Below are 20404 nucleotides of genomic sequence, written 5' to 3' on the forward strand. Positions count from 1 at the left end.
AATTTGGCCCGCCCTATGTTTTAAATCAATTTTCAAAGAACTAGTTTCCTCCGAATTTGAAACCAACACCTACCTGAAGGAAGCTGTTAGTTAACTTTCCATCACCAGAGTCTTTAGCTAAGTTAGATACTCCCATGTTGTATCTTGCGTCGAAGAATAACCCGTTTTCCAATGCATATTCAGCACCAAGGAAAGGAGCTATATTCAAAGTATTCGTCTGATCTTTGATATCAACTTCGTCACCGATTGAAACATCAAGTCCTGGTAAACCAAGTCCTACATTAACATCATACTTTGTTTTTGCAGAAAGGATAAATCCGAAACTTGCCCCTGCAGAAACTGATAAACCTTCAGTAATGAAATATTTAGCAGAAATCGGAACCATTAATGTTCCAAAAGTAATCTTTGCTTTTGCTCCAACCATTGCTTCGTCAGTACCTTCTGCTGCATCCAGCTTACCTCCAAGCGGAGAATACAAAACTTCTCCCTGAAGCGCAAACTTATCGCTTAGTTTATGCTCTACCAAACCTCCTACATAGAAAGTATGTAAAGGATCAGAACCTTCAGATTCTCCCCCGTCTTTATATTTTAAAGTTGAAAGTGAGTAACCGGCTTTAGCCCCGAATCTTGTTTCTTGAGCGCTTAGATTAGCGCTAACTACAGCCGCTGCTGCAATAAGTAAAATTTTTTTCATGATTATTTTTTAGCATTCGGTCACAAAACTAAGTATTTTTTTTAAAACACCAAATAGTGGCTAAAAATATTATCACAAATAATTAATATTAACCTTATTACAACCAGTTAGGTATTCAAATTTAATCTTTCAGTCTTTTATCTTCTTCATTGTATGCTAAAATAATCTTTTTTACCACAGGATGTCTTACCACATCTTCTTCCGTAAGATGAACAAAGCCAATTTCCTTAACGTCTTTCAGGATTCTCATAGCTTCTTTAAGTCCTGACTGTTGTTTTGGTGGTAAATCTATCTGGCTCGGATCTCCTGTAATAATGAATTTGGCATTCATTCCCATTCTTGTAAGGAACATTTTCATCTGGGCATGCGTAGTGTTCTGGGCTTCATCCAGAATTACAAAGGCATCATCCAGCGTACGCCCTCTCATAAAAGCCAGCGGAGCCACTTCAATCACTTTTTTCTCCATAAAACCTTCCAGCTTTTCGTGAGGGATCATATCTCTCAGTGCATCATATAAAGGCTGTAAATACGGATCCAGTTTTTCTTTAAGATCTCCCGGTAAAAATCCAAGACTCTCTCCTGCTTCTACGGCAGGCCTGGTAAGAACAATTCTTTTTACTTCTTTATCTCTTAAAGCTCTTGCAGCCAATGCCACACTCGTATAAGTTTTTCCGGTTCCCGCCGGTCCGATGGCAAAAACCATATCTTTTTTCTCCGTTTCTTTGACCAGCTTTTTAAGATTGGTGGTTTTGGCCTTGATGATCTTACCGTTTACTCCTTTTACAATAATATCCTGATCGAAAACCAATTGCTTTTCGTTCTCATCTTTAATATTTAGGATATTTTCAACGTCTTTCAGGGCAATAGAATTATTTTTAGAGATAAAATTAACAATGTCGTCCAGTTTTTGTTTTAATATATCTAAAGCTTCCTGATTACCCATTGCGAAGATAAAATGGTCTCTTCCGGTGATCTTAATGGTAGGAAAGCTTGATTTTAATAAGTTGAAATATTGGTTATTAACGCCATAGAAAGTCTTTGCATCGATACCTTCCAAATCATATGTTAATTCAAACATGCAGTATTTTATTTTATTCGATTTTAAAATTAAAGCTTTTTTTCAAATTTATATCAATTCTTTTCCACAATCTTTTGGGGCTTTCTTTTTATTTTAAATAACTTTGCAGTAAACACTATTTATTCTACGAACGATCCATGTCAATTATTACCCTTACTTCGGATTTCGGAAATTTAGATTACAGAGTTGCTGCTGTGAAAGGCAAAATTCTGTCTCTTAATCCCAAGGTTAATATCGTTGATATAACCCACGATATCCAGGCTTTCAACCTTATACAGACATCGTATATCGTGCGGAATGCATATAAATATTTTCCTAAAGGCACTATCCATATCCTTTCTGTAGACAGCTTTTACAACAGATCAAGGAAAAATATACTCTATAAAGCGGACGGCTCTTATTTTTTAGCCGCAGACAACGGGCTTTTAAGCCTTATATTTTTTGATATTAAACCGGAAGCCATATATGAAATCACTTTAAACAACCGTTTTGATGATGTGGTAAACTTTACTTCCACTGATGTTTTTGTACCTGCGGCAGTACATTTGGCCAATGGCGGACTTCCGGAAGTGATCGGGCGGAAAATAGATACATCCAAGCAACTCCTGTTCCCGAAACCGGTTTTCAATGAGTCTGAAAAAATGATTATCGGTGAAGTAACCTATATTGATAATTTCGGAAATATAATATCAAATATCAGTAAAGACTTTTTCGAAAGCAGTGGAAAAGGAAACGAAGGTTTTACTATAAAATTCAGAAATTTAACACTTTCAAGGGTGTATTCCAGTCATACGGAAGTCGTTTCTGACTGGGAAAGGGAAACGGAATTCCACGGACAGTCGGCAGCTATCTTCAATGACAGTCAGCTTTTGGAGCTTACCATCTATAAAGGAAGCAAAAAAAACGGAGCCAAAAGCCTGTTTGGACTTAATGTAGGCGAGAATATCTATGTTGAATTTGTCTAAAATTATCTATTTCATAAAAAAACCGATTTTTTTTATATATTTGTCAAAATCTAAAAATTAAAAATGGCAGAATACAAATTATTGCTTCCTTCCATGGGAGAAGGTGTTATGGAAGCGACAATTATCACCTGGTTGTTCAATGAAGGTGATAATGTAAAAGAGGATGATTCCGTAGTTGAAATTGCAACAGATAAGGTAGATTCAGACGTTCCGACACCGGTTTCGGGGAAAATTGTAAAAATCCTGAAACAGAAGGACGAAGTTGCCCAAGTAGGTGAAGCCATTGCTATTTTAGAAATTGAAGGAGAAGGCGGAAATACAGCTTCGGAGGAGGTAAAAACAGAAACTCCTGCTGCTGCTCCTGATCAGGAAACTTTAAAGACCATTGAAGAGCCATTAAAAGTTGCTGCCAATGCAGAATTCTCAGGAGACATTTACCTGTCACCTCTTGTAAAATCAATTGCACAACAGGAAAACATCTCTGAATCTGAGCTGAAATCTATCAAAGGAAGCGGTTTAGAAGGAAGAATTACAAAAGAAGATATATTAGCCTACGTTTCCAACAGAGGAAACCAGCCTGTTCAGCAGGCAGCGCCGGTACAAACTCCGGCCCCAGCCCCATCAGCAGCTCCTGTAGCGACACCGGTTTCTACGGTTCAGACAGCAGCAGGCGATGAAATCATTCCAATGGACAGAATGAGAAAAATCATCGCTGAAAACATGGTGAAAGCCAAGCAAATTGCTCCGCACGTTACTTCTTTTATTGAAACAGACGTTACCAACGTTGTAAAATGGAGAAACAAGCATAAAGATATTTTCGAAAAACGTGAGGGTGAAAAACTGACGTTCATGCCGATTTTCGTGAAAGCTGTAGTAAAAGCTATCCAGGATTTCCCTATGATTAACGTTTCTATCAATGGTGAAAATATCATTAAAAAGAAAAATATCAACATTGGTATGGCTACTGCTTTACCGGACGGAAACCTTATCGTTCCTGTAATCAAAAATGCAGACCAGTTATCACTTTCAGGTCTCGCAAAAGCAATCAATGACCTGGCTTACAGAGCAAGAAATAAAAAATTAAGACCTGAAGATACCCAGGGAGCAACTTATACTATTTCTAACGTAGGAAGTTTCGGGAACCTTATGGGTACGCCTATTATTCCTCAGCCTCAGGTAGCTATTCTGGCTATTGGTGCAATCGTTAAAAAACCTGCCGTTCTTGAAACTAAAGACGGGGATGTAATTGCAATCCGTCAACTTATGTTCATGTCTCACTCTTACGACCACAGAGTAGTAGACGGTTCTTTAGGAGGAATGATGCTGAAGCATGTTCACGACTATCTTCAGAACTGGGATCTGAATACAGAAATATAAAAACTGTCAGTTCGGAGGCACTTTCCTCTTGTATTGGTCAGAAACAATATAAAAAAGCTTCCAACAAGGAAGCTTTTTTGTTTTTTCATCTTTATTTAAATAAGATTTTCTAAATTCCATCTAATTTTCATATTTTTCCGTTTGATAAAATGTTTTAGTTTACACAAATGCTGAAGATCCTATCCCTTATACGAAAAGGCCTTAAAAAATCTTTTGACAACATCCGAAACGAGCAGCTGAAAAACAATCTGCTACAGGCCATTCCTTTCTGGATAGGTTCTGTAATTACCGGATTTTTTGCGGTTATGTATGCCAAGGTATTTGCCTGGGGAGAACATCTTCTGAATTTCATTATAGACTGGCATTCATGGATGATTTTCATTATTGCGCCAATAGGTTTCGTACTTTCGTGGTGGCTGGTAAAAGAATTTGCCCCCAATGCCAAAGGAAGCGGTATTCCACAGGTGATGGCAGCCGTAGAACTTGCCAATCCAAAAGAGCATACCAAAATCAGAAGCCTTTTAAGCCTCAAAATCATTGTCTTTAAAATTATTTCATCTGTAGTTCTGGTGATCGGAGGCGGTGCTGTAGGACGTGAAGGGCCAACGATCCAGATTGCAGGTTCGGTGTTCAGGAAAGTAAATGAATATCTTCCGCACTGGTGGCCAAAAATTTCAAAGAAAAATATGATTATGACGGGGGCTGCAGCAGGGCTTGCGGCGGCATTTAACACCCCTTTGGGAGGAATTGTATTTGCCGTGGAAGAACTTTCAAAAACCCATATCAATTATTTTAAAACGGCTTTATTTACGGCAGTAATTATTGCTGGTTTAACCGCGCAGACCCTGGCAGGCTCCTATTTATATCTGGGCTATCCAAAAACGAATGATGTTTCCTTAATGGTTATGTTCCCGATTATCCTTGTAGCGGGAGTTGCAGGTATTCTTGCCAGCCAGTTGTCTGTAATGATGCTAAAAATGAGTGACTGGAAGAAAAGAAAACTTAAAACAGACAGAGCCAACATAGCTTTTCTTATACTTTGCGCCCTGTTTATTGCTTCCATCGCTTATTTTATTAACCGGGAAATCCTCGGCTCCGGAAAAGAAATTATGGAGCGTGTTCTTTTTACCAAAGATAAACATGAAGAATGGTACGTTCCGGTCTTAAGAATGCTTGGTCCTGCCCTGTCTTTTACATCAGGCGGTGCCGGAGGAATTTTTGCCCCCGCTCTTACTGCCGGAGCGAGTATAGGATCTGTAATTTCAGGCTTGATTCATTTGACCGCCAATGAGACCAATGTGGTTATTCTTGCAGGAATGGTCGCTTTTCTTACCGGAATTACCAGGGCACCGTTTACATCTGCCATTATTGTGCTTGAAATGACAGACAGGCATTCTCTCATCTTTCATCTGATGCTGGCCGGAATGGTTTCTTCCATCGCTTCAATTCTGGTGAGCAGGCATTCATTGTATGACATGATTAAAGTGAATTTTTTAACCGAAATCAGAGCGAAGGAATAATAGTTTCGGGATGCAGGGTTCGGATTTTAAATTTAAAGTTTCGGGGCTAAGTCTTTAGGCTAAAAGTATTTTACCAAAGTTTAAAAACCAACAACTGCTAACTGTCAGCTAAAACCCCGGAGCCTGCATCTCGAAACCCCAAACAATTTCACTCCCGGTATTGCATATTACAAATATATTCTCTAATTTTGCACCTCGAAATAATTAACAAATTCATTTAACATTATGAACAATTACGAAACTGTTTTCATTTTAACTCCCGTTCTATCTGACGCTCAGGTGGAGGAAGCAGTGAAAAAATTTGAAGATCTTATCAAAGAAAAGAACTGTGAAATCGTTGCTAAAGAAAACTGGGGATTAAAAAAACTGGCTTATCCGATCCAATTGAAAAAGAACGGATTCTACACTTTAATCGAGTTTAAAGGTGAAGGTACTGTAGTTGCTGATCTAGAATTAGCTTTCAAACGTGACGAAAGAGTAATTCGTTACCTGACTACAAAGCTTGACAAACATGCTGTTGAGTATGCTGTAACCAGAAGAACTAAATTAAAAGCGTCAAGAGCTTAATTATTAACCCTATTTTTAAAAAAGACAAGACATGGCAATAGATGAAATGGCTAAACAAGCCTCAGCTGGAGGAGAATCAGAAGTAAAATTCCTTACTCCGCTTGATATCAATACAAAATCTGAAAAGAAATATTGTAGATTCAAAAAATACGGAATTAAGCACGTTGATTACAAAGATGCTGATTTCTTATTACAGTTTGTAAACGAGCAAGGTAAAATCTTACCAAGAAGATATACAGGAACTTCTTTAAAATACCAAAGAAAAGTTTCTGCTGCTATCAAAAGAGCAAGACACCTTTCTTTACTACCTTACGTAGCTGACTTATTGAAATAAGACAAAAAATAAATAAAAGAAGAGGACAACCTCTTCTTTTGTTGCTGAATTAATTAATAAATTCTAACGAAGTGATGGGAAACCCGGAACATAAAACCTGGAACCCGGAACTCTAAAACGGACAACAACAATGGATATCATCCTAAAAAAAGACGTAGAAAACTTAGGACTTGAGTTTGATACAGTAAGCGTAAAGCCTGGTTATGCCAGAAACTTCTTAATCCCTCAGGGATTTGCACTTTTAGCTACTCCTAAAAACAAAGCAGCTTTAGAAGCTACTTTAGAAGCTAGAAAAGAAGAAGAAGCTAAATTAATCGCTACAGCTAACGGTGTAGTTGAGCAATTGAAGAAAACATCTGTTACTATTCCTGCAAAAGTAGGTACTGGTGACAAATTATTCGGATCTATCAACAATGCTGATCTTGCTGAAGCTTTAGGAAAAGCTGGTGTTTCTGTAGAGAAAAAATACATCAAAATTCCTGGTAACACCATTAAGAGAACTGGTAAATTCGCAGCTCTTATCAGACTTCACAGAAATGTTGAGTACAACTATGAATTTGACATCGTATCTGACGCTCCTGTAGTAGCTGCTCCAGCTGCTAAAAAAGAGGAAGTTAAATCTGAAGAAGAAGCTTAATTAAGCTGAGAGTTTTCTCAAAATATAAAACCACTTCGTTTGAAGTGGTTTTTTTGTGTATTTATATTTTCCATTTCCGGATGATCAATATCTTGCCAATGCAACAGCACAGGGAACAACAACACGTTTCCAGACCGCCGTAATAGGAATGCTTTAATGCATAATCTGATGCTTTTTTTAACCTTAAACATTCAGATACTTTAAGTTTTTCAGTCTGACAGATACCAATACTGTTTTTTACAGTCAGTGGAACCAGCTTTTCGGAGCTAATTTATCTAAACTTCCTGTCAATGAATCTTTATCCATTCCATAACTGCGGGAACATTTAAAGCAAAAAATAACAGCCCAATCCATCCTTCTTTCCGATATGGAAATTTTTACAGGATTATTCTGCCTGAATTTAATCATGGCCTTCGCTTTACTTCTATACCATTCCGTAAAAATTGTGGTGAGGAATATCATTTGATTTTAGGCCGAAAATTTGCTGTACATTCTGAAATTGGATTGTATGGAAATTCAGGAAATCATAAATCACCAGAAAGACTTTTTTAAAACACAGCAAACGAAGAATATTAAATTCAGGAAAATGTATCTTGAAAAGCTCCGGGAGCTTATTCTAAAGAATGAGGAACATCTATATCAAGCCATCTATAAAGATTTCGGCAAATCAAAATTTGATACTTTTACAACGGAAATTTCCTTTGTTCTGAATGATATTGATTATTATCTGAAGAATTTACATTCACTTTCAAAACCTAAAAAAGTCAGGACCAATCTGGTCAATCAGTTGGGAAAAAGCAAAATTCACCCGGAACCTTTGGGCTGTGTCCTGGTTATCGGTGCATGGAATTATCCTTATCAGTTGTCCCTCTCTCCTGTTATTGCAGCACTGGCAGCCGGAAACTGCTGTATTTTAAAGCCCAGTGAAATAGCAGAAAATACCATGAAGGCAATGGCAAGGCTCATCAATGATAATTTTCCGCCTGAATATCTGTATGTTTATGAAGGGGGTATTGATGAAACCACTGAGCTTTTGAAATTAAAATTCGATAAAATATTCTTTACAGGAAGCACCAGGGTTGGAAAGATTGTTTATCAGGCCGCTGCAGAAAATTTAACACCTGTGGTTCTTGAATTAGGCGGAAAATCTCCTGCTATTGTAACCAAAGACGCCAACCTTGAAACAGCCGCCAAAAGAATTGTATGGGGAAAATTTCTGAATGCCGGACAAACCTGCGTAGCTCCCGATTATCTTCTGGTTGAAGAATCCATCCATGAACAGTTTCTGGAAATGATGAGGAAATACATTACGGAATTTAAATACAAACCTGACTCTGAACAATATACAAGAATCATCAATCAAAAAAACTTTCAGCGGCTAATAAAGCTCATCACTAAAGAGAAAATTTATTTTGGCGGAAATTCTGACGAGGACAAACTTTTTATAGAGCCTACCCTCTTGACTCATGTTGATTGGGAAGATGATGTTATGCAGGAAGAAATTTTCGGGCCTATATTACCGGTTATTGGTTTTACCAACTTTAATATGATTCTCAATACCATTCTTGAACATGAAAAACCGCTTGCAGCCTATCTTTTTACCCGGAATTCTGAGGAAAAAGAAGCTTTTACCACGAAACTATCGTTTGGCGGCGGATGCATCAATGATGTAGTGATGCATTTAGGCAATGACCGTCTTCCTTTTGGGGGAGTCGGAAATTCAGGCATCGGGAATTATCATGGAATATATGGTTTTGAAGCTCTCTCCCATCAGAAATCTATTCTGGAAAAGGCAAACTGGGGTGAACCTGATATAAAATATCCTCCCTATTCGGAAAAAAAATTAAGCTGGATCAGAAAGCTGTTATAAATAAAAAACCGGGAAAATTTCCCGGTTATATTTTTAAGATTTTGGAGCCCATTGATTAAAGAACTCTTTTACTTTGTCTTTACTGTACCCTTTTCCTTCCTCAAGAACCGAACTGTCTTTCAGAACATGAACTATTTTGCCATTTTTATCTAAAACAATGAAAAATGGATATCCAAGCTTCTCATTAATGTCTACATATTTGGCAAAAACTTTTTCATTTTTATTATCCGGAGAATAATTCAGGTGATAATATAAATAGTTTTTATCTGCAGTTTCCTTTAGTTCAGGCGTGTTTTGTACAAAATTATTAAAACGGAGACACCAGATACACCAGTTTCCCCCGGCCTGGATCATGATATTCTTTCCTTCTTTTTTAGCCTGGGCAATCAGCTTGTTAATATCAGCTTCTGCATTGGCTTTTGGATCATAAGGCTTTGGAAGTTTTGCTTTTTCCTCTGCTGCTTTCTTTTTCGCATCCAGCTCTGCATGATCAGCTTTCACCAAAAGGGCGTTCTCTGGTTTTCTTCCTTCCGGTGTATTTTTGATTTCCTGGGAAAAAGCAAATATGCTGAGTCCAAGAAAGGATATGATCGACAATTTTTTCATAACATAAAAATAAAAAAAATAATACTTATTGCAAGCAAAAATAGAACCATAATTTTATTATCACTAGATTTGCATGTTTTATGGATTTCTTAATCAAAATATTATATTTCATTTCTAAGCTTCCGCTCAAAGTATTATATATTTTTTCGGACGTTATTTTTTTCCTAAACTATTACCTGGTAGGTTACAGGAAGAACGTAATTACACAAAACCTCAAAAACTCTTTTCCTGAAAAATCAGAAGAAGAGATCAGGGATATCAGAAAGAAATTTTACCTCAATTTTTCAGATTATCTTGTAGAAACCATTAAATCTTTCAGCATTTCTGAGACAGAATCGCGGGTAAGGATGCAGCACATCAACCAGGAATTATTTCATGAGGCAAAAGCAGAGGGTAAAAATGTTATTATGCTTGCCGGACATGTATTCAACTGGGAATGGATCAATGCGCTTGCAAGAATTATTCCGCAGAAACACTGCCATCCTGTATACAGAAAGGTAAACAGTGATTTCTGGGAAAACCAGATGAAGAAAGTAAGGAATAAATTCGGAAACGAAGCCCTGGAAGCCAATGAAGTAATTATGAATATCTTCAGGTCTAAAAATGACGGCGAATCGGCTTATATGTTTGTAGCAGACCAGACCCCACACGTTGCCCATGTGAACTACGGATTAGAATTCTTAAATCAGAAGACACCTGCTTTTATAGGATACGATAAACTGGCTACCAGAATGGACCTCGCTTTTATTTACTGCGAAATGAAGAGGGTAAAAAGAGGCTATTACCAGGTAAACTATCACAGGATTTATCCTGACGGTGAAAAGTTTACAGAACATGAAGTGGTAAGAAAATTCCATAAACTTCTGGAAAATACTCTGCACAAGCATCCGGATAATTATCTCTGGTCTCACAGAAAATGGAAATACCAGGATGCCATTAAAACTTTTGATGCTGAAAAAATATAATTCTCATGTCAAAAAATTTAGCAGTTGTTATTTTAAACTGGAATGGTAAAAACTGGCTTGAAAAGTTTCTTCCAGGTGTCGTAAATTCTTCTCAGGATACAGATATTTATGTAATAGATAATCTTTCTACCGATGATTCCATAGCGTTTGTAGAACACTATTTTCCTACGGTAAAAATTGTCAGAAACAGTAAAAATTATGGTTTTGCCGGAGGTTATAATGAAGGCTTAAAGAATATTAAGAATGAATATTACTGCCTCCTCAATTCAGATGTGGAGGTTACTGAAAACTGGATTAACCCGGTTTTGGATTTATTTGAAAAAAATCCGTCCATTGCAGCTGTACAACCCAAAATTCTGTCTTTCAACCATAAAAAACAGTTTGAATTTGCCGGAGCAGCCGGAGGTTTAATTGATAACCTGGGCTATCCTTATTGCCGTGGACGTATATTCGATGATGTTGAAGAAGATAACGGACAATACGATGATGAAACGGAAATCTTCTGGGCTTCAGGCTGCTGTTTTTTTGTCCGTTCAAAAGATTTCTGGGAACAAAACGGTTTTGATGAAAGATTTTTTGCCCATCAGGAAGAAATTGACCTTTGCTGGAGACTGATTAATTCCGGAAAGAAAATTTTTTATACGGGAAAATCAAAAGTATATCATGTAGGAGGCGGAACCTTGAATAAACAAAGCGCACAAAAAACTTATCTGAACATCAGAAACAATCTTTCAATGATGCTGAAAAATCTTCCGTTCCCCAAACTGGTAGCGTTGATTTTTTTCAGACTGTGTTTAGACGGAATTGCAGGAATTTATTTCGGGATTAAAAACGGATTTCCACACCTCTGGGCAGTTGTAAGGGCACATTTCGGATTTTACGGTCAGCTTCCGGGCACATGGAAATTACGTCAGAAGCATCAGAAGCATGAATTTTACCAATCGAAATGGCTTATATTCAGGCATTTTTTAGGTGGAGGACAGTAAGGATTAGGGAAATAAAGCTCAAATATCTTAAGTTAGTATCTAAAATCCAATCATATTTTACGAGAAAAACTCTTAGCTTACAAAGCTTTACACTTAAAATCTTGAACGTTTAATAAAATAAGCAACTTATAATTTAAAAAATGGATTTCTGCGCAATAGATTTCGAAACAGCAACACACGAGAAAAGTTCAGCGTGTGAAATGGGTATATGCGTTGTTCAGGATTCCAGGATCATAGAAACAAAGACCTGGCTGATAAAACCGCCCAGTTTTCCTTATTTCAGCAGGTTTAATATTGGTGTTCACGGGATAACTCCGGAAGATGTAAAAGATGCTCCTACTTTTGATGAAATCTGGCATGAAGCCCAGGATATGATATACGGAAGCCTTATGATTGCTCATAATGCAGGTTTTGATGCTTCGGTTTTAAGAGGATGTTTTGAATATTATGGAATGTTTACACCCCAATTAAATTATCTGTGCAGTATACAGCTTGCCAAAAAATCCTGGAATTATCTTCCAAAATACGGACTGAAATCTCTGGCTGAATATCACAGCATTAATTTTAATCACCACCGCGCCGGTGCAGATGCAGAAGTATGTGCCAAGATTTCTTTATTGGCATTTGAGAAACTCTTCCTCACCAGTAATGATGAAGTACATGAGTATATGAAAGCAAAAATCAAAAGACTTTAAAAGTACAGGCATGAACCCGGGTTCTTATTCTGTAACCTTTAATACTTTGTACTTTCTTTGTACAAAAAAATCGTTAATTGCTTAACACTTCGGACAACAGGTTGAATTTTGGGATTTCTATCTCGAAAGTTTCCTGGGTTTCCATGTTTTTAACAAGGTATTTCCCACTCATACTCCCTACTCCGGACCGGAGCATCACATTGGAGAAATAAGCAAAATTTTCGCCTACGGGAATCTCTGGTGTCAATCCTATTACACCATCTCCTATAATCTCAGTGTATCCAAAGCCTACATCGAAAATAAGCCATTTTCTTTTAAGTACTTTAACCGGAAAGCTGCCATCGTTTTCTATGGTAATATTATACTTGAAGACGTAGCGGTTTTCAGACGGATAACTGTTTTTACTATCATATTCAGGTATTACTGAAACTTTGATATTGGAAGTCATTTTTGAGAACATCATCTTAGTATTTTCTTAACAAATACAAAAATCTCGCCTTTTTGGGGCGAGATTGTAAGAATATGTTATAATTTTCTTAAAATTTATAATCCAAGGCCTTTTCTTTCGTCACCTCCCATTAGTATTTCAACAGGATTGTCGATACCTTCTTTTACCGCAACAAGGAATCCTACAGATTCTTTTCCGTCGATAATTCTGTGGTCATAAGACATTGCAACGTACATCATTGGTCTGATCACTACCTGTCCGTCAACCGCTACCGGTCTCTGGATAATGTTGTGCATTCCTAAGATTGCAGATTGTGGCGGGTTGATGATTGGTGTAGACATCATAGATCCGAAAGTACCACCGTTTGTAATGGTGAATGTACCGCCTGTCATTTCATCAACAGTAATTTTACCGTCTCTTACTTTGGTTGCAAGATCCTTAATATTAGCTTCAACTCCTGCGAAAGACATATTTTCAGCATTTCTCAATACCGGAACCATAAGACCTTTAGGCCCTGAAACGGCAATTGAAATATCACAGAAATCATAGTTTACTTTGAAGTCTCCGTCAATAGATGCATTTACATCCGGATACATCTGCAATGCTCTTGTAACCGCTTTTGTAAAGAAAGACATGAAACCAAGTCCAACTCCGTGTTTTTGAGCAAATTCTTCTTTATACTGCTTTCTTAATCTGAAGATCTCAGACATATCAACTTCGTTGAAAGTCGTTAGCATTGCTGTTTCGTTCTTCACAGAAACCAATCTTGAAGCAATTTTTCTTCTAAGAACTGAAAGCTTAGTCGTCGTAGTAGTACGTGCACCTGTTGCTGTAGAAGGACTTCCTCCTAAAGCAGGAACAGCAGCCAATTCTGCATCAGTTTTAGTGATTCTTCCATCTCTTCCACTTCCTGAAACCTGACCTGCCTCAATACCTTTTTCATCAAGGATCTTTTTAGCTGCAGGAGATGGTGCTCCTGTTGCATAAGTTTGTGGAGCAGCTACCGGAGCAGCTGGTTTTGGAGCTTCCTGTTTAGCCGGTTCAGCAGCTTTCGGAGCTTCTTCCTGTTTTGGAGCTTCAGCAGCCGGAGCAGATGCGCCTTCAGGTTTTGCAGCGTCCATATCAATTAAACAAACTACCTGGCCAACCTGTACCACATCACCCTCTTCTGCTTTTAACGTGATTACACCGCTTTGCTCTGCAGGCAATTCAAGAGTTGCTTTATCTGAGTCTACTTCTGCGATGGGCTGATCTTTTTCTACGTAATCACCATCTTTCACAAGCCAAGTTGCAATTTCAACTTCTGTAATGGATTCTCCCGGTGAAGGAACTTTCATTTCTAAAACTGACATATTGAGTATTTTTTATTTTTTAATTGGGTATTATTTTAAATTACGCTGTAACAGGTCTTTTTGCAGGAGCATCATCTCTGTCGAAAACTCTGTTGATCACTGCATTCTGGTTTTTCTCAAACATTTTGTGACTTCCCGGAGCCGGAGCACCGCTTGGTACCGGAGCTACTACCTGGATTCCCGTATCTCTGAAATTTCTCAGGATATAAGACCATGCTCCCATGTTTTCAGGTTCTTCCTGAGCCCATACAAGTTGTTTTCTGTTTTCATATTTGCTGAAGATTGCCTCAATAGCATCTGCCTGAAGCGGATACAGCTGTTCTAATCTTACCAATGCAATATTTTCACAGTTCAGTTCTTCTTTCTTCGCCAATAATTCGAAGTACAGTTTACCTGAGCAAAGAACTAATTTTTCTACTTTTCTCGGATCTGCAGCAGGATCATCCAATATCGGCTGGAATGAACCGTTTGCAAAATCTTCAAGCGGGGAAACTACTTTTGGATGTCTCAGCAGAGATTTAGGACTCATGACGATCAATGGTTTTCTGAACGCCCATTTCAACTGTCTTCTCAATAAGTGGAAGTAGTTGGCAGGTGAAGTAATGTTAGCTACTACCATGTTTTCGTTGGCACAAAGGGTAAGGAATCTCTCCAATCTTGCTGAAGAGTGTTCTGCTCCCTGGCCTTCTGAACCGTGAGGCAACAGCATCACCAATCCGTCCTGGATTTTCCATTTTTCTTCTGCAGCAGCCAGATACTGGTCAACGATGATCTGAGCACCGTTCACGAAATCTCCGAACTGGGCTTCCCAGATTGTCAATGTATTCGGAGATGCCATTGCATATCCATAATCGAAACCTAGAACACCATATTCTGAAAGGTGAGAGTTGAATACATCAAATCTGCTTTCTGATACGTGTCTTAGCGGGATATATTCTTCTTCTGTATCTTCTGTTTTTACTACAGCGTGTCTGTGAGAGAATGTACCTCTTTCTACATCTTCTCCTGAGATTCTTACATTGTGACCTTCCACAAGAAGTGTAGCATACGCCAACCACTCTCCTAACGCCCAGTCTAATGAATTTCCTTCAATAGCTTTGATACGGTTTTCGAATAGTCTTGTAATTTTATTGATAAACTTTTTATCAACAGGAAGGGTTGACATTTTAACAGCCAGCTCTTTCAGTTTCTCTAAGTTATATTTTGTATCAACCGGTAACTGAACAGCTCCTCTTTTTCCAATCGGATAGTTTATCCAATCTTCAGCCATAAAGAGATCCATTACGTTTTTCTCAATCTCTTTGGAAGCGTCAAAATCTTTATCTAAAAGAGCTTTGAATTCCGTTTCCATTTTAGCAATTACATCATTTGAAGTAACGCTGTCTTTAAGCAATTTATCTTTATAAATTTCTCTCGGATTCGGGTGCTTTGAAATTGTTTTATATAAGTTAGGCTGGGTGAATCTTGGCTCATCCCCTTCGTTGTGGCCATATTTTCTATATCCTAAAAGGTCAATATAAACGTCTTTCCCAAATTTAGCCCTGAAATCGGCGGCAAAGTGGATGGCATGAACAACAGCTTCTGCATCATCAGCATTTACGTGCATTACAGGAGATTCTGTAACTTTTGCAATGTCTGTACAGTAGGTTGAAGATCTTGCATCCATATAGTTTGTTGTAAATGAAACCTGGTTATTTACAACGATATGAACCGTACCTCCTGTTCTGTATCCTTCCAATGTCATCATCTGGGCAACTTCGTAAGCAATACCTTGTCCGGCAATAGCTCCATCACCGTGGATGATAATTGGCAATACTTTAGAGTAATCTTTGTATTTATCATCTACTTTTGCACGGCAGATACCTTCTACCAAAGCAGCGACCGTTTCAAGGTGAGACGGGTTCGGAGTCAGGTTAATACAAACTTCTTCTCCTGAAGCTGTTTTGATTTTTTTAGATGATCCTAAGTGATATTTAACGTCACCTGAGAATACATCTTCTTCGAATTCTTTTCCTTCAAATTCTGAGAAGATCTGCTTGTAAGATTTCCCGAAAATATTGGTCAGTACATTCAATCTTCCTCTGTGGGCCATTCCCAATACCACTTCATCCACTCCAAGCTGGGAAGATCTTGTGATTAACTGGTCTAAGGCAGGAATTAATGTTTCCCCTCCTTCCAGTGAGAATCTTTTCTGACCTACAAATTTTGTATGAAGGTAGTTTTCAAAAGCAACTGCCTGATTTAATTTTAATAAGATTTCTGTTTTTTCATTCGCAGAAAGGTTCGGATGGTTTTCGTTTACCTGAAGCCATCTTTTGATGAAATCTTTTTCTTCAACGTTGTTGATGTGCATGTATTCCACCCCGATAGAATCGCAGTAGATGTTTTCAAGGTGCTTGATTAAATCTGCCAGTGTAGCAGGTTCTTTCATACCTGTTTCAAGGGCACAGTTGAATTTTGTATTTAAATCTTCTTTAGAAAGTCCGAAATTCTCGATGTCTAAAGTAGGCGTATAGTGTCTTCTTTCTCTAACAGGGTTTGTTTTTGTGAACAGGTGTCCTCTTGTTCTGTAAGCCTCAATAAGGTTTACTACTTTGAATTCTTTTTTGATATGTTCCGGAACTTCTCCTCCGGCTACTGCCTGAGAGATCTGCTGTACCGGAGCAGCGGTGGCCGGAGCCTGGATGTATTGAATGTTATCGTCATCTCCATAGTTCTCCAAAGCAAAATCAAAGCCTTGAAAAAAGGCTTTCCATGATGGTTCTAAAGAATCCGGGAATTTTAAGTATTGTTGGTATAAATCCTCAATTAACTGAGAATGAGCTGCGTTTAGGAATGAAAATCTGTCCATTATTACAGTTTATCTATTATTAAAATTTATTTGTAGAATTAATCTTCAAATTTAATAAAAAAAACCGAGTTAAGACAGCCTGAAACCGTTAAAAAAAATTAAGAAAAAAATAATCGGATAAAAATTATTTAAACACTGATAATGAAATCTTTACGTTTACTTCCTGCCCTTCAACCGGACGTTCAATAAAGGTCTGGCGGATATCCCCGAAGCGCATCTCGTCTTTTTTCGCCTTCTGAATCAGCTGCTGAACTGCCCGTATTCTGCCTTCATAGTTTCCTTTGTAATACATGACGTAATTTTGGGAGGCATTTACCGTCCGGAAATTGAAGTTATTATCCGTAACCCCGAACTTTTTTGAAAGCGGAATTCCGAGGAAATAAGAAACCTCTTTGTCTTTATAATTATCAGCATCAGTGATCAGTACCGGAAACCCGAACTCGTCATCTCTTTTTCCAAGATCCATTGTTACGTAATTATAAATTTTGCTGTAATTCATAACGATGTTTTTGTAAAGTGCCTCTTTTTTGTTTGATGCACTTACATTAATCCCCAAAAGCAGCTGACTGTCATCATTTTCCACCATCAGGCTGTCGTATTTAATGGAAGCCATCTGATTGTCTTTTTCGACCTTGTTACCCAGAACGTTTTTAAGGTTCACCATACTTTTGTCAATATTTTCGGCAAAGCGGTCTTCTGTCCAGAAGTTTTCCACTCTTCTTAATACTGAAAGTTTTGGTGTATGCACATGCCAGGTGATTTTCGTTCTTTGTGCTGAAACGGGCTTGAACTGAACGTCAACAACGGTAGGATTTTCGTTTCTGTCTTCAAAAAGCTGGTACCGTAAACTTCTGGGAGCGTTTTCGTAACGGATGAACATTTCTCCGTTCGTGTCTTTTTTAGGGTCTACATAACTTATTGCGCTGCCCTGCCCTTCATAGGGAGTATAATAATCTATATCAATTGATTGCGAGCTTGTAAAAAAGTTATTCCATCGCGTAAAATGCTGCAGGTTATTAAACTGTGAAAAAACTTTATCCAGGGGATAATCAACTTCTTTTTCAATCTTAAAATCCTTGTTTTCATCAACAAAATAATACATGGAAGCAGCATAAGCTCCTACCAGCAGAACAAGAATTACGGCTATTATTTTAAAAAAACGCATTGCACAAAAGTAATACAAATAAAAAAAGTGACCAATATGCTGATCACTCTGATTTTTAATTTTAACTGAAACTTTTTACTGTCACAAAGTTTCAGCCAATAAAAAAGCCGGAAGTTTCCGGCTTTTTACTTCTTATCGGTGTTTGAATTATTTTAACCCGAAGTTTTTAGAAATACCTACTCCTACTTCTTTACCAAAAGAGAAGTTGAATTGATTATTTTTTACATCAGCACCGTCCTGTTTCAAATAACCATATCTGATTCCTCCAATATTAAAGTTCAGTCCGAAGCCATTCTTAAAGTTGATGAATAATGCCGGTGTAAAATTGGCATAAACTCCGTTAAGTTTAGTTTCACTGGAAGTAGAACCTAGAGTATAGGTGTTTTTCATGCTCTGATATCCTGCTCCCAAATCTCCATAAACAGCAAAAGTCTGGCTCAACGGAACTGCATAACGAACAAATGGTCCGATCGCAAAGCCATTTTCTTTTAGTGTTCCATAATCCATTGGTCTTTTTCCTGATGTAATGGTAGAATTAACTCCTGCTGTCCAGTGATCGCTAAACTGATATCCTACTGTAGGAGTAAAGCTAAAAGATTCTGTTTTACTTTTTTCCCCTGAAATACTAGTGTTATCACTGTTATACCCAATATTACCTCCCAATAACAAAGTATTTTTCTGAGCACTCACCATTCCGAATGCAGCTGCGGCTGCAATAACCAAGATTTTTTTCATAATTTCAAAATTTGTATTTTTTGGGAGTTATTAACAATTCGCGTGCCAAATCATAAAATTTGTTAAAAAAACATTTGAATCAATTGGAAAGACGTGCTGTTTATCATTCAAATATGAATGATAAAAAAACAAAAAAGTATCCCAAACGAGATACTTTTAATTTTTTAACTGAAAGAGGTTTTATCCTATATGTGTTCCAGAAGGCAATACTGCTCCTTTTTTTACTACAACAATTCCATCCTGTACGGAATAGGTTCCATAATCTCCATCGGGAATATGTTTTCCGCCGATGATTTTTACATTGTCACCAATGTAGCAGTTCTTGTCGAGAATAGCCTTTTCGATATAGCAGTATTTCCCAATTCCCATATTCGGGTGCCCGCTTCTGTCGTTGAGGACAATTTCTGTGGTATTCTGGTAAAAATCTGCACCCATTACATAAGAATTTACGATGGTACTTCCTTTGTCGATTCTTGTCCTGTTCCCAATTACGGAATTTTCAATCTTATCGGCCATGATGATGCATCCGTCCCCGAAAACGGCTTTGCTTACGTAAGAACCGTTGATCTTTGAAGGAGGAAGCATCCTTGCTCTCGTATAAATAGGCGAAGGAGAGAATAAATTAAACTGTGGAAAATCCTGACACAGATCCAGATTGGCTTCGTAGAAAGATTCTATGGTTCCGATATCTGTCCAGTACCCTTCATACTGATAGCTTAATGTTTTGTATTTCCCGATAGAGTTCGGAATAATATCTTTTCCAAAATCGTCCCCGGCTCCTTCATCAAACATTTTTTTAAGAATTGTTTTTGTAAAGATATAGATTCCCATAGAGGCAAGGTATTCTTTTCCTTTATACTTGTTTTCTTCTGAAACTTCAGATTTCAGACCGTCCAGAATTTCATAATCCGGCTTTTCATAGAAGGAGGTGATGTTCCCATCATCATCAGATTTTAAAATCCCGAATCCTGTAGCATCTTTGGCAACTACGGGAATGGTGGCAATTGTTACATCGCCTTCGTTTTCAATGTGAAAATCCAGCATCTCCCTGAAATCCATCTGGTAAAGCTGGTCACCGGAAAGGATAAGAATATAGTCATAATCATACTTTTCAAGGTGCTTCATAGACTGGCGGACCGCATCTGCCGTTCCCTGATACCAGCTTTCGTTTTCCACATTCTGTTCGGCAGCCAGGATATCCACGAAACCTTTGCTGAAAATATCAAAGTGATAGGAATTCTTGATGTGTGAATTTAAAGAAGCTGAATTGAACTGTGTTAAAACAAGGATTTTGTTCAGCCCGGAATTCAGACAGTTGGAAATAGGAATATCTACCAGCCTGTATTTTCCTGCAATAGGAACTGCCGGTTTTGATCTCGAATACGTTAACGGGAATAATCTTGTTCCCCTGCCGCCTCCCAATACAATGGAGATTACATTTCGTTTCATATATATCGTGCGTTTTATTGAATTATGTTACTTTTTTTAACCTGTAAACCTGTTGAAACTTTACTTTTTGAAGCATTAAGATATCATAAGGTATTAAGAATTCTCCTTCA

19 protein-coding genes are annotated in these 20404 nt (G+C 37.7%); 10 read left to right on the forward strand and 9 right to left on the reverse strand.

Going from position 1 to position 20404, the window contains the following annotated elements; translation table 11 throughout:
- Positions 1-40: 40 nt before the first annotated feature.
- Together HNP36_RS06375 and HNP36_RS06380 are read right to left on the reverse strand one after the other, a co-directional pair.
- The gene (locus HNP36_RS06375; RefSeq protein WP_184159277.1) at positions 41-694 is read right to left on the reverse strand and encodes a porin family protein; all 654 of its coding nucleotides are present in this window, start codon (positions 692-694) and stop codon (positions 41-43) included.
- A gap of 121 nt (positions 695-815) precedes the next feature.
- Positions 816-1772 carry a PhoH family protein gene (locus tag HNP36_RS06380; RefSeq protein WP_184159275.1) on the reverse strand — a complete coding sequence of 319 codons (957 nt, stop codon included), beginning with the start codon at positions 1770-1772 and terminating at the stop codon, positions 816-818.
- A 137-nt stretch (positions 1773-1909) separates the two neighbouring features.
- On the opposite strand from HNP36_RS06380, the gene HNP36_RS06385 reads away from it, so the two are divergent.
- From HNP36_RS06385 to HNP36_RS06415, 7 genes are all read left to right on the forward strand, one after another.
- A complete protein-coding gene (locus HNP36_RS06385) occupies positions 1910-2737 on the forward strand; it encodes an S-adenosyl-l-methionine hydroxide adenosyltransferase family protein (protein ID WP_184159273.1) in 828 nt (275 codons plus the stop codon).
- A gap of 63 nt (positions 2738-2800) precedes the next feature.
- The gene (locus HNP36_RS06390; protein ID WP_184159271.1) at positions 2801-4114 is read left to right on the forward strand and encodes a dihydrolipoamide acetyltransferase family protein; all 1314 of its coding nucleotides are present in this window, start codon (positions 2801-2803) and stop codon (positions 4112-4114) included.
- A 167-nt stretch (positions 4115-4281) separates the two neighbouring features.
- Entirely contained in the window at positions 4282-5634 is a 1353-nt protein-coding gene (locus tag HNP36_RS06395; RefSeq protein ID WP_184159270.1) for a chloride channel protein, read from the forward strand.
- A 225-nt stretch (positions 5635-5859) separates the two neighbouring features.
- The gene (gene rpsF / locus HNP36_RS06400; RefSeq protein WP_184159268.1) at positions 5860-6201 is read left to right on the forward strand and encodes a 30S ribosomal protein S6; all 342 of its coding nucleotides are present in this window, start codon (positions 5860-5862) and stop codon (positions 6199-6201) included.
- A gap of 31 nt (positions 6202-6232) precedes the next feature.
- Positions 6233-6535, forward strand: coding sequence for a 30S ribosomal protein S18 (rpsR, locus tag HNP36_RS06405; RefSeq protein WP_034706728.1), 303 nt, complete (start codon positions 6233-6235; stop codon positions 6533-6535).
- 130 nt (positions 6536-6665) lie between these two features.
- Positions 6666-7172 (forward strand): 50S ribosomal protein L9, encoded by a 507-nt coding sequence (gene rplI / locus HNP36_RS06410; protein WP_184159266.1) that lies wholly within the window; start codon positions 6666-6668, stop codon positions 7170-7172.
- 508 nt (positions 7173-7680) lie between these two features.
- The gene (locus HNP36_RS06415) at positions 7681-9042 is read left to right on the forward strand and encodes an aldehyde dehydrogenase (RefSeq protein WP_184159264.1); all 1362 of its coding nucleotides are present in this window, start codon (positions 7681-7683) and stop codon (positions 9040-9042) included.
- 33 nt (positions 9043-9075) lie between these two features.
- Here the strand turns inward: HNP36_RS06415 and HNP36_RS06420 are convergent, their stop codons facing one another.
- Positions 9076-9648 (reverse strand): thioredoxin family protein, encoded by a 573-nt coding sequence (locus tag HNP36_RS06420; RefSeq protein ID WP_184159262.1) that lies wholly within the window; start codon positions 9646-9648, stop codon positions 9076-9078.
- An 80-nt stretch (positions 9649-9728) separates the two neighbouring features.
- Between HNP36_RS06420 and HNP36_RS06425 the strand changes: the two genes are divergently transcribed.
- The 3 genes from HNP36_RS06425 to HNP36_RS06435 all read left to right on the forward strand — a co-directional run bounded on the left by HNP36_RS06425 (position 9729) and on the right by HNP36_RS06435 (position 12294).
- Positions 9729-10613, forward strand: a complete 885-nt coding sequence (locus tag HNP36_RS06425; protein ID WP_184159260.1) for a lysophospholipid acyltransferase family protein — start codon at positions 9729-9731, stop codon at positions 10611-10613.
- A 5-nt stretch (positions 10614-10618) separates the two neighbouring features.
- Positions 10619-11599, forward strand: coding sequence for a glycosyltransferase family 2 protein (locus HNP36_RS06430; RefSeq protein ID WP_184159258.1), 981 nt, complete (start codon positions 10619-10621; stop codon positions 11597-11599).
- A 140-nt stretch (positions 11600-11739) separates the two neighbouring features.
- The gene (locus HNP36_RS06435; RefSeq protein ID WP_184159256.1) at positions 11740-12294 is read left to right on the forward strand and encodes a 3'-5' exonuclease; all 555 of its coding nucleotides are present in this window, start codon (positions 11740-11742) and stop codon (positions 12292-12294) included.
- A gap of 73 nt (positions 12295-12367) precedes the next feature.
- Here HNP36_RS06435 and apaG read toward each other — a convergent pair whose 3' ends face one another.
- From apaG to HNP36_RS06465, 6 genes are all read right to left on the reverse strand, one after another.
- Positions 12368-12757: a Co2+/Mg2+ efflux protein ApaG gene (gene apaG, locus HNP36_RS06440; protein WP_184159254.1), complete on the reverse strand. Its 390-nt coding sequence runs from the start codon at positions 12755-12757 to the stop codon at positions 12368-12370.
- 80 nt (positions 12758-12837) lie between these two features.
- The gene (gene odhB, locus HNP36_RS06445; protein WP_184159252.1) at positions 12838-14094 is read right to left on the reverse strand and encodes a 2-oxoglutarate dehydrogenase complex dihydrolipoyllysine-residue succinyltransferase; all 1257 of its coding nucleotides are present in this window, start codon (positions 14092-14094) and stop codon (positions 12838-12840) included.
- Positions 14095-14134: 40 nt separating this feature from the next.
- On the reverse strand, positions 14135-16945 hold the full coding sequence (locus HNP36_RS06450) for a 2-oxoglutarate dehydrogenase E1 component (protein WP_184159250.1): 2811 nt from the start codon (positions 16943-16945) through the stop codon (positions 14135-14137).
- A gap of 124 nt (positions 16946-17069) precedes the next feature.
- On the reverse strand, positions 17070-18110 hold the full coding sequence (locus tag HNP36_RS06455; RefSeq protein ID WP_184159248.1) for an SRPBCC family protein: 1041 nt from the start codon (positions 18108-18110) through the stop codon (positions 17070-17072).
- Between the two features lie 147 nt (positions 18111-18257).
- Positions 18258-18845 (reverse strand): outer membrane beta-barrel protein, encoded by a 588-nt coding sequence (locus HNP36_RS06460; protein ID WP_184159246.1) that lies wholly within the window; start codon positions 18843-18845, stop codon positions 18258-18260.
- A 180-nt stretch (positions 18846-19025) separates the two neighbouring features.
- Positions 19026-20294 carry a glucose-1-phosphate adenylyltransferase gene (locus HNP36_RS06465; RefSeq protein WP_184159243.1) on the reverse strand — a complete coding sequence of 423 codons (1269 nt, stop codon included), beginning with the start codon at positions 20292-20294 and terminating at the stop codon, positions 19026-19028.
- Positions 20295-20404 lie beyond the last annotated feature (110 nt).

The sequence above is a fragment of the Chryseobacterium shigense genome (genome assembly GCF_014207845.1).
Lineage (GTDB): Bacteria > Bacteroidota > Bacteroidia > Flavobacteriales > Weeksellaceae > Chryseobacterium > Chryseobacterium shigense_A.

Excerpts from the sequence above, each read along its gene's own strand:
- rpsR (WP_034706728.1), top strand. The coding sequence starts at position 6,233 with ATGGCAATAGATGAAATGGCTAAACAAGCCTCAGCTGGAGGAGAATCA.
- apaG (WP_184159254.1), bottom strand. The coding sequence starts at position 12,757 with ATGATGTTCTCAAAAATGACTTCCAATATCAAAGTTTCAGTAATACCT.
- HNP36_RS06430 (WP_184159258.1), top strand. The coding sequence starts at position 10,619 with ATGTCAAAAAATTTAGCAGTTGTTATTTTAAACTGGAATGGTAAAAAC.
- HNP36_RS06425 (WP_184159260.1), top strand. The coding sequence starts at position 9,729 with ATGGATTTCTTAATCAAAATATTATATTTCATTTCTAAGCTTCCGCTC.
- HNP36_RS06455 (WP_184159248.1), bottom strand. The coding sequence starts at position 18,110 with ATGCGTTTTTTTAAAATAATAGCCGTAATTCTTGTTCTGCTGGTAGGA.
- rpsF (WP_184159268.1), top strand. The coding sequence starts at position 5,860 with ATGAACAATTACGAAACTGTTTTCATTTTAACTCCCGTTCTATCTGAC.
- HNP36_RS06460 (WP_184159246.1), bottom strand. The coding sequence starts at position 18,845 with ATGAAAAAAATCTTGGTTATTGCAGCCGCAGCTGCATTCGGAATGGTG.
- HNP36_RS06465 (WP_184159243.1), bottom strand. The coding sequence starts at position 20,294 with ATGAAACGAAATGTAATCTCCATTGTATTGGGAGGCGGCAGGGGAACA.
- HNP36_RS06390 (WP_184159271.1), top strand. The coding sequence starts at position 2,801 with ATGGCAGAATACAAATTATTGCTTCCTTCCATGGGAGAAGGTGTTATG.
- odhB (WP_184159252.1), bottom strand. The coding sequence starts at position 14,094 with ATGTCAGTTTTAGAAATGAAAGTTCCTTCACCGGGAGAATCCATTACA.
- HNP36_RS06395 (WP_184159270.1), top strand. The coding sequence starts at position 4,282 with ATGCTGAAGATCCTATCCCTTATACGAAAAGGCCTTAAAAAATCTTTT.
- HNP36_RS06385 (WP_184159273.1), top strand. The coding sequence starts at position 1,910 with ATGTCAATTATTACCCTTACTTCGGATTTCGGAAATTTAGATTACAGA.
- HNP36_RS06420 (WP_184159262.1), bottom strand. The coding sequence starts at position 9,648 with ATGAAAAAATTGTCGATCATATCCTTTCTTGGACTCAGCATATTTGCT.
- HNP36_RS06380 (WP_184159275.1), bottom strand. The coding sequence starts at position 1,772 with ATGTTTGAATTAACATATGATTTGGAAGGTATCGATGCAAAGACTTTC.
- HNP36_RS06375 (WP_184159277.1), bottom strand. The coding sequence starts at position 694 with ATGAAAAAAATTTTACTTATTGCAGCAGCGGCTGTAGTTAGCGCTAAT.
- HNP36_RS06435 (WP_184159256.1), top strand. The coding sequence starts at position 11,740 with ATGGATTTCTGCGCAATAGATTTCGAAACAGCAACACACGAGAAAAGT.
- HNP36_RS06450 (WP_184159250.1), bottom strand. The coding sequence starts at position 16,945 with ATGGACAGATTTTCATTCCTAAACGCAGCTCATTCTCAGTTAATTGAG.
- HNP36_RS06415 (WP_184159264.1), top strand. The coding sequence starts at position 7,681 with ATGGAAATTCAGGAAATCATAAATCACCAGAAAGACTTTTTTAAAACA.
- rplI (WP_184159266.1), top strand. The coding sequence starts at position 6,666 with ATGGATATCATCCTAAAAAAAGACGTAGAAAACTTAGGACTTGAGTTT.